Raw genomic sequence first — 16,042 nt, 5'->3', positions numbered from 1 at the left:
TCATAGCTAATCTTACATTTTTGTAAGATGATTTCATTTAAATCTACAGTTGTTTATTTCCATCTCTCACTCTTGGAAAATGCAATCATTAAACCAGACCCAGCTAGAACTGCTAGAATAACAAGACAGATATTTTTCAGTGGATAGAGCCAGTCTTTATTTTCCTCATGCCAAGTTGTCTTCCAAAGCCGAACATAATCAGCATGCATATCTTCAGGCTGGTTCAGCTGAATATTGATCACAATCGCTAGTAAGATAAGGGCAAGCAAAGCAAGGGCAAAGAGCCAGATTTTTTTCTTTTGGGTTAGGTTAAGTTTTTTCATTCTTTTCTCCTTCTATTAGTTCAAATTCTATCTCTTTGTCTCCACTAACTTCTATACCTCTGAAAAACAAGACTATTCCAAGAAAAATAGGTAGTAAAAGAAAGAATCTGGGCTGAGTAAAAAACATAACAAATAAGACTATACTTGACAAAGTGCCAATTACCAATAATTGACGAATACTAAACCGTTTCATTTACCATACCTCTATTCCTTTGGGCAATTTTTTAATAGGCTCTTTTGTTCTTACTTTTCCAATCAAGCTAAGTTTGCAACCTTTTTTATTTAGAAAAAATTCAAGTCGTTTCTTTCTATAATACTTTACAAGAAACATAGCAAGAACCATCGTTCCTATTGTCACACCAATATTTACAAGACCAGTTCCGATATTCATTGGTCGATTTACTGGCCCAAAGAAAAAATCTAGCGGAATTATTTTTCTCAGCATTCTAGCCAAGATAAGACCTATGGAAGTTCCTGCAATAGCAGGTAGATTATTTGATTTGTTTAAAAATTCAGTATGCGGTATGAAAGAATAGGCTGTTTGATAAACCTTTCTAAAACAGCCACAGGACATCGTTCCATTTCTCTCCACGAGATATTCCTGCCCATTATCAGAAATTATTAAGAACCATCCGAGAAAAGCTTTCTTACCATTCAAAGAAATATTATAGCATCGGCCTTTTATACAATTTTTCTTCATAAAACTCTTTCTGCTTTGTTTATAGTTACCAAGTTCCTACACTTCATCTTCTCGACCAATCTCTACACCCTACTCCTCTTTTACAGCGATTTCTGAGTTTCTATAGCCATAGAAGGCATAGATGAGACTTCCCAGCGCTAGGGCAATTCCAAAGGCTTGCCAGGTTTCCTTAGTATACTGGGTCATAAAGGACAGACAGATGATAATGGACAAAATCGGTGTCAGAGGGACTAGAGGCGTTTTAAATTCTCCAGCTTTGGGCATTCCTTGATCTTTCCGCAATTTCAAAACAGCCAGTGCCAATAAAATCAGATAGGCCAAGGTACAGATATTGAGGAAAGAGGCGATGCTAGCCAAGGGGAAGATACCGGCACAGACAGCTGAGGCAATCCCTACTAAAATCGTTGCATTCTTTGGCACCCGACTGGTCTCTGTCAATTTTTTAAAAGAGCGAGGCAAGAGACCATCACGTGCAATACTGTAAATCATCCGCGACAGGGCGTAGGTCATGGAGATGCAGACCGTAATCAGAGTCAAAATAGCGATGACAGAGATATAGTTAGCTGCCCAGCCAAGTCCGACGCTGCGCAAGGCAAAGGCCACCGCATCTGAGACATCCAGCTTGCTATAGTGGACAATGCCAGTCAAGACCAAGGTCACCAAAATATAGAGAATGGTCACGATGCTCAAGGATAAGACTATCCCACGCGGAACGTTCTTTTGAGGCTCCTTGATTTCATCAACCGCCATGGAAATGGACTCAAAGCCCAGAAAAGCAAAGAACATGAGTGAAGCCCCAGCCATGACGCCGACCTTACCGCCATAAATTTCTCCAAAACCAAAAGGTGCAAAGTTAGACCAATTTTCTGGTTTGATGAAGAAAAATCCTGCAATGATAAAGAGCGCCAAGGCTGAGAATTTCAAGACCACCAAGGCTGAGTTGAAGCGCAGGGCTGCCTTTGAGTTCAGAAGGACAACTCCCGTAACAAAGGCCAAGACCAGAATGGGCAGCAAGTCCACATAAGTACCTGCTTTTGGATTGAAGGTACCATTCAGAGCTGCTGGCAGCTGGATACCAAAGCCGCTCAGCAAGCCCTTCAGATAAGAACCCCAGCCAGAGGCAACACCTGAAATAGCGGTCATGAACTCCATGATGGTCAGCCAGCCAGCCAGCCAAGCAGGAAATTCTCCCAGAACCGCATAAATATAACTGTAAGCTCCGCCATTGGCCGGAATCCGTGAGGCAAACTCAGCGTAAAAAAGGGCTGAGATACTCACACAAAGAGCTGAAATGACAATCGAAACAGTCAGAGCTGGCCCAGCATATTTGGCCGCCCCGGTCCCTGTGATGGTGAAAATCCCAGTTCCTACCATGGCTCCAATACCAAGCAAAATCAGATCTGGAATTTTCAAGTGACGGCGCATGCCCGTTCTGTCCTTACTGGCATCTTTTTTTCTAAATATATTCATCTATTTTTATTCTCCTAATTGCATTAACGTCCTATTTTATCATATTTCCACGCTTTTAGGAAATTTTCCGAGAAAAGAAAGGCTGAGAGAAATCTCAGCCTAAGTCTTTAAAATAGATGAAAGCTATATGAAGCCTGTCTTTGCTATCACATAGCCACAATTTTGCGATAGCTGCGAGAAGTAATGAGAAAGACACCAACATATACTGCAATAAACAGAGCACAAACACCCAGAGTCATCACTAACATAAGTGTGGCATTCAGCACCCCTAAAGCAGATAAAATCAAGCTCAGCATGTGGTAGGCAAAAGCCAAATGAAGAAAGGCAAAGATTAGTGGTAGGAAGAAGACTATCAGAATCTGCCTACGAATCGTTTTCTTAATTTGTTTTTCGTCCAATCCAACCTTTTGTAAAATAACAAAGCCTTCTCGATCTTCATAGCCTTCAGAAATCTGCTTGTAGTAGATGATAAGAACAGTTCCAAGCATAAAAACGATTGATAGGAAAATTCCAATAAAGAACATACCGCCTAGCATTCCTTTTATTTCTTGCTTATCAAAGGCTGTCACAGAGCCATAAATAGCTTGATTTTCAGGTAAGGTGGTATTAAAACTGCTTAGCTTTTCTTGGTAGGCTTCTTTGAGTTTTCTCTGTTCTTCTTTTGAAAGCTTGAGATTTAATCCTCCATAATAGTTAACATTGACAGCGTAATCGTTCATCAATGAAGAAAAGATTTGACTCGGATTTTTAGCTACCATATAGATTTTTTCAGGCACTATCATATTCATCGGATCGGGTATATTACCGAAAACAAAATCTTCTTTTAATTTTCTCTTGATTTTTAAATTTTTATCAGCTAGCTGTAAATCTTTTTTGCTATCTAGTTCCAGTCCTTGCTCAAATATGGCTATTTCATCATCTTTAAGCTGAAGACTTTGACCCGTCATTCCTTGATAATCACTCTCAGAAATGGCCAAAATATAAAGATTTGGAGTGAAGGATTTCTGTCCCTTAGAATAAATATCTAGCTGATTACCAGTTCGACCGCTAACTCCTATCGTATAATACTGGTAAATAACTTTTTTACTAATCTGCAGCTGCTGCTCTTGAACAAACTCTGTCAAAGCTTGGTCCAGTATCTCACCTGTTACTTCTTTTCCTTGGATACTGAAATCATGCGGGAACATGGCATTCTGCATATAATCACCACCAGCATAAATGTTGGCTCCACCAGATAAGGTAACCAGAACCATTGTCGACAAAATAGAAATCGTCGCTAAACCAATTGCATTTTTCTTCATTCGAAAAATTAGATTAGATACCGAAATCATGTTATCAGGCTGATAATAAAACGTCTTCTTCTTTTTCAAAAATTGCAAGAAAACAGTTGTTCCTGCATTAAAAAGCAGATAAGTCCCTAGAATAACAAAAAGTACGGCCACGAAGAAAATGATAATGGCTGCCATCGGATTAGATACACCTAAAGCAAGATAATAGCCAAAAGCGAGAGAAGACATACCAATAATAGTTTGCAAGAGTAAAAAGCGACTCTTTTTCTCCCCGCTATTTTTTTCCTTGACTAATTGCAGAGCATCAAACTTTCTTAAGTAAAAGCCATTTTTAATTACCAAACAGAAAAATACAAAAGCATAGAATATGATAATCAATACCAATACAAAAGGTTGAAATGTCGAAACCAGAACCACCTTGGTACCCATGAGCTTGAGCAAAAAGGCATAAATCAGCTGGTCAAAGAGAACACCAATAGTCAGCCCCAAGCTTACAGCCACTAACCCGAAAATCAGAAGCTCAATAAAGGTCATAACAAAGAGATGGCGTTTATTAAGACCTAGCATACCATAAAGCCCCAGCTCCTTGGAGCGATTCTTCATGACAAATTGATTGGCATAAAAGACAATAATTCCAGCTGTGATGTTCACAATAACAACCCCTAGGACCAAAACGAGGATAACAGAGCTGGCACCTGTCATTTTGGATAGATTGGGATTAAAAGCCAAGGAGTTGAAAATATAAGAAATGGCTACAGCCACACAGGTAGCCAGTGCAAAAGGATAATAGAGACGGCGGTTCTTAATCAGATTGGATACCGCCAATTTTGCTGCTAATCGAAACACTAGTCCTTCACCTCACTTGCCATAACTGTCAGAGTGTCAGAAATCTCTTGGAACATCTGCCGCTCAGTCTTGTCACCGCGGAAGATTTGATTATAAAGGATCCCATCCTTGATAAAGAGTACCCGCTTGGCGCGGCTAGCCGCTGCAGTTGAGTGGGTTACCATGAGAATGGTCTGACCGCGTGCATTAATATCATCAAAGACATCCAGCAGGGCTGCCGAAGACTTGGAATCCAAGGCTCCCGTCGGCTCGTCCGCCAACAGAATCTCAGGATCTGTGATGATAGCCCGAGCCACTGCTACCCGCTGCTTCTGGCCACCTGAAATCTCATAAGGAAACTTCTCTTGCAGCTTGTTAATCCCCAGCTCATTGCAGGTCGTGACCAGCTTTTGCATCATCTCGGTAATGGGACGCCGAGAGAGGACTAGCGGCAGGAGAATATTATCCTTGACCGACAGGGTATCCAGCAGATTGAAATCTTGAAAGACAAAGCCTAATTTCTCCCGGCGGAAGCTGGAAGCTTGGCTGTTTTTGATGGTTGCCGTGTCAGTTCCGTTGAGAAAGACGCGGCCCTCAGTTGGCTTGTCCAGCATGGCTAGGATGTTGAGCAGGGTGGATTTCCCAGAGCCTGACTCACCCATGATGGCGACATATTCGCCTTTTTCTACCGTAAAGTGAATGTCCTTCAGTGCCTCTACTTGGCTACCCTGAAAGCGGGTTTTATAAATCTTTTTCACGTGTTGTACGTCTAATAATGTCATACTCGAACCTCTTCTTTATTTAACTTGATACTACTATCATACCGGAAAGACAGACAAGTTTCCATAACCTAATCTTTCATTTTGCCTGCCAATCTTACATTTTTGTCATCTTGTGCTCCAAGTCGGATAAAGAGAAAAGTCAACTGACCTTTCTCTTATCCTTGAATAATGGAATCTCTCAGTGACTGTATTGCAGCCAGAAATAATATTGACTGGAAGCACAGCCTAGACGAGTCTTCTCGATTTCTTCCTTGGAAATCTTTTGAGCTTTAGGTTTACTTTGGCGATGGTTAAAAAGATTGATTTTCATAGCGAGCCTCCTTCTTGAAATCTGATTATTAGTTTGGAAGATTTTTATCTTCTTTTTCTTTACACTTATAGGATACCGAATTCCCAGACTAGCTGCCATAAGATAACCTTTCATTTTAGCCTTTAAACTTACATTTTTGTCACTTAAAAAAATAGTTTTCGATTGCCCTTAAACTGCGTCAATTGCCTTAAATTCAACGATACTTATTACCTTCTTTCATCAAGCGCATAAAAAAACAAGCGTCAATGTTCATTGACACTTGTTTTCTGTTTTATTTTTTGAAACGAACCCCAAAATAAACCCCACAACCAACTATCAGAATCAGACCGAAAGCAAGTAGCGTAAAGCTGATTTCTGTACCTGTGAAAGGTAGAATTTTCTTCGTCTTTCCCCTATCTCCAGGTTTATCTTGGTCTTTTTCTATTGGTTTATCTTGATTTGATTTTTTCGGATCTGGTTCATCTGTTTTTTTAGACGGATCCTTGTCTGGGCCAGTCGGTTTCGTTTGATCAGTTACGACTAACGTCCCATCCTTGTATTCTACTGTATTTCCATCGGCATTTACAACTGTTACTGTGCCATCGAGATTCACTTGGAACACAATGTCGGTAACAGCTAGGTAACCGGTTGGGGCTGCAGCTTCATGGAAGGTATATACTCCAGGAGCTAATCCAAGCTCATGCGATGAATTTGCTTCTGAAGTCCATTTTGCTACAGGATTGCCAGTTGCCTCTTTGCCTTGGAAAATTTGAATCTCTGCACCAGCAATTTCAGTACCGCCAAGGTTGACCTTACTGAAGGTCACCTTACGTGGAAGATCATCGTCTTTATCCGTTACTGTAACAGTTGAGCCGTTGGTTACGACCTTGTTCTCTTCACCCTTAGCGTCTTTCTCTCCTACACTGGTCACTTCCACTGTGCCATCATGCTTGACCTGGAATGTGATGTCAGTCACTTTGAGATAGCCCGTTGGAGCCGCTTCCTCATGGAAAGTATAAGTACCTGGAGTCAAGTTCAATTCTTTAGACTTACCAGCTTCAGATGTCCAGCTTTCTACTGGATTGCCTTCTGCCTTATCGCCCTTGTAGATCTTGATTTGAGCACCAGCGATTTCAGTACCGCTGAGGTTGACCTTACTGAAGGTTATCTTATGTGGAAGATCATCGTCCTTATCGGTAATAGTCACTTTAGAACCAGCGGTTGCGACTTTGTTCTCTTCGCCCTTGGAGTCTTTTTCACCAACATTGGTCACTTCCACTGTACCGTCTGTTTTGACTTGGAAAGTGATATCGGTCACTTTCAGGTAACCGGTTGGTGCGGCTTCCTCATGGAAGGTGTAAGTGCCTGGTGCCAAGTTCAATTCTTTAGACTTACCAGCTTCTGAAGTCCAGCTTTCTACAGCTTGACCTTCTGCCTTGTCGCCTTTGTAGATCTTGATCTCTGCACCGGCGATTTCTGTTCCACCAAGGCTTACCTTACTAAAGGTAATCTTACGTGGAAGGTCATCATCCTTATCGGTTACTGTAACAGTTGAACCGTTTGTTACGACCTTGTTCTCTTCACCCTTAGCGTCTTTCTCGCCGACATTGGTCACTTCCACTGTGCCATCATGCTTGACTTGGAAGGTGATGTCGGTTACTTTGAGGTAACCGGTTGGAGCTGCTTCTTCATGGAAGGTGTAGGTACCAGGTGCCAAGTTGATTTCCTTAGACTTACCAGCTTCGGATGTCCAGCTTTCTACGGCTGTTCCTTCTGCCTTGTCGCCTTTAAAGATCTTGATTTGTGCACCTGCGATTTCAGTACCGCCGAGATTAACTTTACTGAAAGTAATAGTCTTGGGACTGTCATCGTCTTTATCCGTTACAGTAACTTTAGAACCATTAGCTATGACCTTGTTTTCTTCACCCTTAGAATCTTTTTCTCCTACGCTAGTCACTTCCACTGTACCGTCTGTTTTGACTTGGAAGGTGATGTCGGTTACTTTGAGGTAACCGGTCGGGGCCGCTTCCTCATGGAAAGTATAGGTACCTGGCGCCAAGTTGATGTCTTTAGACTTGTTAGCTTCAGATGTCCAGCTTTCAACAGCTGTACCTTCTGCCTTGTCGCCCTTGTAAATCTTAATCTCTGCACCGGCGATTTCTGTGCCACCTAGGTTGACCTTACTGAAAGTCACCTTACGTGGGAAATCATCGTCCTTATCGGTAATAGTCACTTTGGAACCATCGGTTACAACCTTGTTTTCTTCACCCTTAGCGTCTTTCTCGCCGACATTGATCACTTTCACTGTACCATCATGATTGACTTGGAAAGTGATATCGGTTACTTTGAGGTAACCTGTTGGTGCAGCTTCCTCATGGAAAGTATAGGTACCAGGTGCCAAGTTGATGTCCTTAGACTGATTAGCTTCCGAAGTCCAGCTTTCTACTGCTTGGCCTTCTGCCTTATCGCCCTTATAGAGCTTGATCTGAGCACCTGCGATTTCAGTTCCGCCAAGGTTGACCTTACTGAAGGTCACCTTACGTGGGAGATCATCGTCCTTGTCAGTCACCGTAACAGTTGAACCATTTGTCGCTACGGTGTTAGATTCACCCTTAGCGTCCTTCTCACCGACATTGGTCACTTCTACTGTTCCGTCAGTTTTGACTTTAAAAGTGATGTCGGTCACTTTGAGGTAACCGGTTGGAGCCGCTTCCTCATGGAAAGTATAAGTACCAGGTGCTAAGTTGATGTTCTTAGACTTACCAGCTTCGGATGTCCAGCTTTCAACTGCATCTCCTTCAGCTTTCTCGCCCTTGTAAATCTTGATCTCTGCACCAGCGATTTCTGTACCGCCGAGGCTGACCTTACTGAAAGTAATGGCTTTAAGACTATTGTCCTCTTTATCGGTTACAGTAAGAACCAAGCCATTTGCTTCAACAGAATCTGTTGCTCCTTTAGCATCAACAGTAATGGTACCATCAGAATGAACTGTGAATTTTATATCTTCTACAGCCACAAACCCAGCAGGAGCAAGGCTCTCTTTCAGAGAATAAGTCCCTGGGGCTAATTTTACTACCTTAGATGCGTTGGCTTCGGATGTCCACTCTGCAAGAGGCTTAGCTTCAGGACGAATCTGACTGCCTTTGTAGAGTTTCAATTTCGCACCAGGAATTTCCTTCCCGTTTGGATCTACTTTCTTGATCGTCACATCTCGTTCTGAGTCGTCATCCTTGTCTGTTACCTTCAAGGTTGCTCCGTCAGTCACAACCTTATTGTTTTCACCTTTGGAGTCTTTCTCGCCGACATTGGTCACTTCCACTGTGCCGTCATGTTTGACTTGGAAGGTGATGTCGGTTACTTTCAGGTAACCAGTTGGAGCTGCTTCCTCATGGAAGGTGTAAATACCAGGCTCCAAATTGATTTCTTTAGACTGATTAGCTTCGGATGTCCAGCTTTCTACTGCTTGACCCTGCGCTTTGTTGCCCTTGAAAATCTTAATTTGAGCACCAGCAATCTCAGTACCACCTAGGTTGACCTTACTGAAGGTAATGGCTTTAGGACTATTGTCCTCCTTGTCGGTAATCGTCAGAATTGAACCTGCTGCTTGAACAGTATCTTCTGCTCCTTTTTTCACAAGAGCAACAGTACCATTAGCACCCACTGTAAATGTGATGTCTTCTACATATTGATAACCAGCAGGAGCGTTCGCTTCAGTCAGTGTATAGGTTCCTGGAGACAATTTTATGACTTTAGAAGTATTTTCTTCTGAAGTCCAGTCTGCAACAGGAGCTTCTTCCTGATCAACATGATCACCTTTATAGATTTTCAGTTGCGCACCAGGAATTTCTTTCCCGTTTGGATCTACTTTTTTGAAAGTTACATCCTGCTCTGTTACCGTCTTCTTATTGACGATCTCGCGCGATACAGATTTGTCTGTTCCAAAATCCTGGGAACCAATCTTAATTTCCTCAGTTAATTTATCATATCCTGTAGGAGGAGTCACTTCACGGATGGTATAATCATCGCGCAACAAGTCACCCAAGTTGGCATTCCCGTTAGAATCTGTGGTTAATTTTCCGACAACTGCTCCGCTCCGATCACGAACAACTTCAAATTCTGCACCTTGCAGGTTCTCACCATTTTCATTGACCTTATGAAGCTTAATGGTGAAAACATAGCCTTCTCCAACACCGCCGGCAATCTGATAAGAGCGATTTTCAGCTGATGTCGTTGTTTGACCACCGTTATAGGTCATGGTAGCACTATTGGAAACACGCTCACCATCAACAAGATCGTAATCTGCTTTTGTCTTATAGTCCAGCAAATACCCGAAACCATCCATGTCGCCAAGATCAATCGTGAATCCATCACCAGCGGCATTTTCCGTAATTTTTGATTGGAAATTAGCTGTCACGTCTTCTGTTGAATCCCGCACCCAATCTCCATTATTCCAGCGCCAAGCAATTTTATAGACTCGAATTGAGTCTCTCATGATTTTAAAATTAGGCGAGGTAATCTTGTCAGTTATCGTTACATCGGTATAATGTTCCATATTGCGGTTAATCGCAATATTGTAATGAACTTCATTCTTACCGTCTTCTGCTGCCTGATAAGAGCTCTTCTCAATTTTTGAGTCATATCTTTTGGGTGGTCCATTATAATGGACGATTCCCGGATACAACATCCGACCTCCTACGGTAAATCCACCATTCAAGTCACCTTCTTGTCTCACAACATCATGGTCAACTCGTGCATAGAAGAAGAATTCTCCTTGGACACCAGACTTTTGCTCAACATAATTTGTATAGGTCAAAGTAATGGTCTTGTTGGTTGAATCCAAAAATCCATTTGCCACTACATTATCCGAGCTGTCTTTAAGCTCAATAGCTGAAGAGTTCCCAAATGCATACTCAGAAGGCAAGGTGATTTTTGTCGTATCTCCTTGATGTACTTGGTTATCCGGCAAGACAAACTTTGCGTAAACTCGAAAAGTTTCCCAAATATCAATTCCCTGCGTCAAATCACCACCTGAAGAATTCTTCAGGCTCATCTCAGTGATAACATCACCAAACTCAGCTGCTTGCACCTGAGTAAGAGGAGCTACTGATGGCAAAATGACTCCTAAACAAAGAATAATAAGGTGGAGCAATGCTCTAATCCTTTTGTTCATGCAATTTTCCTTTCTCACAATATTCAGTTTTAAATGTACAATGTAATTGTATACTAACTGAGCTTCCCCATCTTGTCAGTGCCCACTTCTAAAAAGCGAACATTTATAGATACATTACATCTACATTTTATCATACTATAAGAAAAATGGCTATACACAAAAGAAGATTTTTTTAACATTTGTTTACCTTTTTGTCATTTAGAAGAGGTGGACGATTTATATGGTTCATTCGCAAATCAAACCACTATTGTTAGGGTCAATTACGTCTGACAATCAATGTCCTCAATAACGCAGAAAAACCGGAAACAAAGTCCAGTTCTTCTGATTTATTTCCTAAACGTCAGGACATAAAATTTTCCGTCCCAGAGGAGTTTCAACTCCTTCTCTTTGACTCCTGTCGGTATAGCGGCCTCAATTTCTCCTAAATCAACAGTAGCGTCCTTAAAATAGTTCTTGCTGAAGTGGTTCTTCTTATATTGCTTGTCCACATAGTCTGCCGTCTCGTCTGAGATCATAATCTTAGTTCCTGGCTTAGCCACTCGCAGCATTTCCTGCATGGCCTTGGCCTTATCGCTGAAGAAATTAATTCCGCCGATATGATAGACGATGTCAAAGCTATTATCCGCAAAGGGCAGGTCCTCTGCACAAGCATGAAAGAGCTTCAGATTGGTCTTCTTGGCGCAGGATTTCTGGCATTTTTTTAGCATGCCTATAGAAATATCTGCCCCAACAAAGTCTAGGCTTTTCAGGTCAATATTTTCAGGAATGTAGCGCAGGTCTTGACCCGTCCCGATAGAGACATAAAGGACGGATAGATGATCCTTCCATTCTATTTCTGCCATCTGGTCCTTTCTCAGCTTGTCAATTGCCTTGCCATGGAGAAGTGGCCCTATCCATTTTTCACCAAAATCATACCAGCGAGCCAAGCGATTGTACATGGTCATATACTTGGCATTGTCCCCTGAGACATAGTCCGGATTCAGCGCCAGATAGATGTCTCCATCTTTTTGAAAATCCGCTAACTTCAAACCTGGCTTCAGCTTCTCTTGTATTTTTGTATCTGTCATATCTTCTGTCTCCTTTTTCTATTTGCCATTTATTATAGAGGATTCTGAGCCAAAAACAAGGGTTTTTCCGTAAGTGACTGCCCAGCATGAGTAACTGGAAGAAATTGCTCAGTAAGCTGCAATAAAGCTAGACCAAAAATGTGCAAACAAAAGAAGATAAAGCATTCTGCCTTATCCTCTCTTTGTTTATTTGCTCAGTCGAGTCTTATGGTAAAGTCCTAAAAGGGTTAGAACCACCAGACCACCAAGAACCAGTCCAAAACTTTGGCTAGTTCCTGTCGCAGGGAGAACTTTTTTAGTTTTCCCTTGACCGTCTGCTGCTTTATCAGAATCAGATGATTGATTTGGCTTAATACCACCTTGAACTGCTTTATCAGGGGTACCAGGTTCAGCTGGTGCAGCTTGGTCAGTGATGAACAACTTACCATCTGTATACTCCACTGCATTGCCATTGGCATCTAGGACCGTTACTGAGCCATCATCATTGACTTGGAAGATAATATCTGTCACAGCCAGATAACCTGTCGGAGCCACTTCCTCATGGAAGGTGTAAACACCCGGCTCTAGGTTAATTTCCTTAGATTTGTCAGCTTCTGAAGTCCAAGATGCGACAGGGCTGTCCTTGCTTTCCCGTCCCTTGAAAATCTGAATCTGAGCACCGGCAATTTCCTCACCAGCTAGATTGACCTTACTGAAAGTAACCTGTTTTTCCGTTGGAGTCTGCGTTTGCTTATTGACTACATTGACTGCAACCAATCTGCTGTCTCCAGAATCTCCAGATGCTGGACTTCCTACGTTCAAAGTCTTACCAAAATCCGTCGGACTGATGGTAATATCCTCTGTCAGGCGATCGTAACCAGCTGGAGCAGTCGTTTCACGCAGGATATAAGTGTCACGCAGAAGATTACCAACTTCCGCATTTCCATCCGCATCTGTCGTGATTGTACCAACAACCTTATTGGTCGCTTTCCGCACCACTTCAAAGACTGCACCGCTCAGAGAAGCATTAGACTCATCTGTCTTGTGGACCTTAACCTTGAAGTTATAGCCTTCGGACTTTCCGCCAGCAATCTGATAAGAGTACTCGTTGGTGACAGACACTGTCTCGGTATTGTTGTAGTTCATGGTAGCTTTATTTCCTACAACCTCTCCATCAGCCAAATCATAATCAGCCAATGTCTTGTACTCAAGCAGGTAACCGAAACCTTCTACGTCACCGAAGTTGATTGTCAAGCTATCACCTTCAGCTCCAAAGGTCATTTTAGACTGGAAGTCTGCTGTTACGTCTTCAGTCGAATCACGTGCCCAATCACCATTATTCCAGCGCCAAGAAACCTTATAAACTCGTACAGAGTCTTGAACAATCTTAGCGTTTGTATTACCCAGCTTGTCCGTCACAGAGACATTTTTGTAGTTGCCCATGTTACGGTTAATGGCTACATTGTAGCGGATTTCATTCTTAGCATCGGCATCCCACTGAAAAGCACTCTTTTCTAGCAGAGACTCATACTTTTTCGGAGGTCCATTATAGTGAATGCTGCCGGCTGGAATTCTATTATTGCCTACCGTGAAAGTAGCTGGAATATCCCTTTCCTCTGTGACAACTTCGTGGTCAATCCGCGAATAGAAGAAAAACTCGCCTCTGACACTGGACTTCTGCTCCACATAGTCAGTGTATGTCAGCGTGATTGTCTTGGCATTGCTATCCAAGACTCCATTAGCCACCAGGGCTCCGTTTTCATCCTTGAGCTCAATAGCTGAGGAATTCCCAAAGGTAAATTCATTCGGCAAATGAATCACTGTCGTATCACCCGCATGGGCTTGGTTGTCCGGCAGGGCAAACTTAGCATAGACTCGGAAGGTCTGCCAGATATCTACACCATTGGTCAGCTGCTCACCAGAGTTAGTGGTCAGGTGCATCTCAGTGATGACATCATTGAGCTCCGCCGCATGAGCCTTAAGGGTTCCGGCTAGGAAAGGCAGGAACACGCCTAGACAGAGAATGATGAGCTGAAACCATACTCTCAGTTTTTTATTCATGCAATCTTCCTTTCTCACAAGTAAAATTTGTTTAAAAGTACAGCGTATTGGCCAGCCAGTCGAACACGTTCTTTTCATGTTTTTCTGCCTTTTTGACAAACACTGGAAAGACAATACTAATTCATTGTACCATATTGACTATTAAAAAACTATAGGAATGCTCAGAGGGTTTTATCATAAAAAGGAGAAAGAAGACGCTAAGCCTTCTCTCTCCTTTATGGTAGGCAAAACAGGCCAAATAATGAACAGATAAGCTGAAATCATTGAACAACTTAAGCTCTTCTATTTTGGCAAAAAGGTCAATCTTTCTGTGACGCACTGGAAGTTGCATCTACTTGATTCTGATCTGTTTCTTCTTGTTTGGAAGAATTTCTTTCCGTCTTATCTGAAGTGTCGGGCTCTTTCTGTGCATGTCCGCAGGCCGTTAGGATAAAGACAGAAATCAGAACTATAAACAAGCTCCCAATTTTCTTGAACCTAGGCATACGAGTCCTCCATTTATGTGAAACTTGATGAGACTAGCACTCCGCTAAAAATGCCTGCACAGTCTTGACATCTTCTGGACTACCACCTTGGTCAATATCGCAGATATGCTGGAGCCCATATTTTTCGATAATCAAAGCCGTCGCCCCGCAGAAGGTCCGGCCGTGTTTAACAGAGTCACCATTGTTAACAAAACCTTTAATCAGCCCAGGATGTTTCTTGATAAAGCGTTTGGTAGACCAAGGAATTTTCCCAGCACCAGCATTTCGAGTAATGAGAATACAGGGCTCTTCCAGCTTCTCCTTGATGGTCTGGGTCGGATAACCCAGTGATTCTGCAAATCGTTTACCAATACCAGTATTTGAATCATAAACTACAATCATCTTCATCACCTATTTTCTTAAAAAAAGGATAGCAAACCAAGCCGCAAAGCCTAAAACCACGACATCTGAGATGAGCATAAGCATGAACTCCAAATCTGGCATCATGTGAATGTACATCAGCAATGCTAAAGTTGTCAAAGCCAGTGCCGTCAGCTTAGCAACTGCCGGCAAGCCCGGAATCAAAGCTGCTCCGATTAGGACCACAATGAGACCTCCGACTAAAAATGACTGAAAATCCACACTCAAACTAAAACCAACTGTCACACCGCCGTAGCCAATGGTCAAAAGACCAATCAGCACCAGACAGATACCAAAAATAGCCAATCCGCTCATGGCAAATCCTCCTTGCTTATTCATTCTTTTCCTCACTTTCCATTTTTGAATGAACCATTCCTATCATTCATTCAAAACCTTCTAAAAAATAATTTACTTTATACTTATCCAATCACGATTCTTCCCATTCCTATTCGCACTACATAAGACACCACCTCCTTCTTTGTGAATGAATAATTTTATAAATTCATTCATTTTAGCTTCTAAGAAAAGGAATTTCCTCTATTTGGGAAAAATTCCCTTAACAAAATATTTCACTAAAGTCTCAAGACTATCGAAGTAGCCTGAAAATTCCTGCTCTGTGACATGCATGTCTATGTAGTAAATCAGGTCATAAACCTTCATGATCTCAGCTATTTTCTCCTTCGAAAAGCCCTCTTCCTGCAAGCGCTGACTGAAGGTCTGAATCAGAAACTGATGAAAGGCATTGGACGCTCGGCCGGAATCCTGATTATAGTAATCATGCAGAATCTGAGAAATGCTTGGCTTGTTCCACTCAGCCAGAATTTTATTGGGTGAAATCAACTCAAAAGTAACTGCAAAAAGTTGTTCAACGATTGCCTCGGGCTCTCCCTGCCAGTCCACACGTCGCATGGTTTCCTCACGTATACGGCTATTTTCAGCAATATAAACCTCCAAGAAGATGGCTTCCTTGGACTCATAATACTTGTAAAAGGATCCGACAGCCATCTGGCTTCTCTTAGCAATATCAGAAATTCCAGCTGCCTTATAGCCTTTTTCTGCAAAGACTTCTCTAGCCGCAGCCAGGAGCTCATTTTTTTTATCCATTTCCACGCCTCTTTTGTGAATGAATTTATTTTTATGTTCATTCATATTTTAACACAATCTTGCCACTTGTCAAGCATTTATGTTATACTATACAAAAAA

General features: G+C 42.1%; 13 protein-coding genes. All 13 read right to left on the bottom strand.

What is annotated here, in order from left to right; genetic code table 11:
- Window positions 1–53: 53 nt before the first annotated feature.
- The 13 genes from FKX92_RS00855 to FKX92_RS00785 all read right to left on the bottom strand — a co-directional run bounded on the left by FKX92_RS00855 (window position 54) and on the right by FKX92_RS00785 (window position 15,988).
- Window positions 54–323: a hypothetical protein gene (locus tag FKX92_RS00855; protein WP_125444709.1), complete on the bottom strand. Its 270-nt coding sequence runs from the start codon at window positions 321–323 to the stop codon at window positions 54–56.
- 193 nt (window positions 324–516) lie between these two features.
- Window positions 517–1,023 (bottom strand): hypothetical protein, encoded by a 507-nt coding sequence (locus tag FKX92_RS00845; protein WP_149565234.1) that lies wholly within the window; start codon window positions 1,021–1,023, stop codon window positions 517–519.
- Between the two features lie 69 nt (window positions 1,024–1,092).
- Window positions 1,093–2,493 carry an amino acid permease gene (locus tag FKX92_RS00840; protein ID WP_149565233.1) on the bottom strand — a complete coding sequence of 467 codons (1,401 nt, stop codon included), beginning with the start codon at window positions 2,491–2,493 and terminating at the stop codon, window positions 1,093–1,095.
- 146 nt (window positions 2,494–2,639) lie between these two features.
- Entirely contained in the window at window positions 2,640–4,628 is a 1,989-nt protein-coding gene (locus FKX92_RS00835; RefSeq protein ID WP_149565232.1) for an ABC transporter permease, read from the bottom strand.
- Entirely contained in the window at window positions 4,628–5,389 is a 762-nt protein-coding gene (locus FKX92_RS00830; RefSeq protein ID WP_002894797.1) for an ABC transporter ATP-binding protein, read from the bottom strand. The genes FKX92_RS00835 and FKX92_RS00830 overlap by 1 nt, the downstream gene beginning before the upstream one ends.
- 178 nt (window positions 5,390–5,567) lie before the next feature.
- A complete protein-coding gene (locus FKX92_RS12095) occupies window positions 5,568–5,699 on the bottom strand; it encodes a hypothetical protein (protein WP_009659231.1) in 132 nt (43 codons plus the stop codon).
- A gap of 271 nt (window positions 5,700–5,970) precedes the next feature.
- Window positions 5,971–10,848 carry a SpaA isopeptide-forming pilin-related protein gene (locus FKX92_RS00820; protein WP_149565231.1) on the bottom strand — a complete coding sequence of 1,626 codons (4,878 nt, stop codon included), beginning with the start codon at window positions 10,846–10,848 and terminating at the stop codon, window positions 5,971–5,973.
- 326 nt (window positions 10,849–11,174) lie between these two features.
- Window positions 11,175–11,915 carry a class I SAM-dependent methyltransferase gene (locus tag FKX92_RS00815; RefSeq protein WP_002920663.1) on the bottom strand — a complete coding sequence of 247 codons (741 nt, stop codon included), beginning with the start codon at window positions 11,913–11,915 and terminating at the stop codon, window positions 11,175–11,177.
- 186 nt (window positions 11,916–12,101) lie between these two features.
- Complete coding sequence (locus tag FKX92_RS00805; RefSeq protein ID WP_187759352.1) at window positions 12,102–13,955, bottom strand: SpaA isopeptide-forming pilin-related protein; 1,854 nt, start codon at window positions 13,953–13,955, stop codon at window positions 12,102–12,104.
- 299 nt (window positions 13,956–14,254) lie between these two features.
- A complete protein-coding gene (locus tag FKX92_RS00800) occupies window positions 14,255–14,440 on the bottom strand; it encodes a hypothetical protein (RefSeq protein WP_149565229.1) in 186 nt (61 codons plus the stop codon).
- A 33-nt stretch (window positions 14,441–14,473) separates the two neighbouring features.
- Window positions 14,474–14,830 carry a class Ib ribonucleoside-diphosphate reductase assembly flavoprotein NrdI gene (locus FKX92_RS00795; protein WP_187759351.1) on the bottom strand — a complete coding sequence of 119 codons (357 nt, stop codon included), beginning with the start codon at window positions 14,828–14,830 and terminating at the stop codon, window positions 14,474–14,476.
- The gene (locus tag FKX92_RS00790; RefSeq protein WP_149565227.1) at window positions 14,831–15,178 is read right to left on the bottom strand and encodes a hypothetical protein; all 348 of its coding nucleotides are present in this window, start codon (window positions 15,176–15,178) and stop codon (window positions 14,831–14,833) included.
- 198 nt (window positions 15,179–15,376) lie between these two features.
- A complete protein-coding gene (locus FKX92_RS00785; protein ID WP_149565226.1) occupies window positions 15,377–15,988 on the bottom strand; it encodes a TetR/AcrR family transcriptional regulator in 612 nt (203 codons plus the stop codon).
- Between the last annotated feature and the right edge of the window lie 54 nt (window positions 15,989–16,042).

Source organism: Streptococcus sanguinis, assembly GCF_008329445.1.
Lineage (GTDB): Bacteria > Bacillota > Bacilli > Lactobacillales > Streptococcaceae > Streptococcus > Streptococcus sanguinis_O.
Note: the sequence above shows the minus strand (reverse complement) of the source record. Positions and strands in the feature narration are given on the sequence as shown.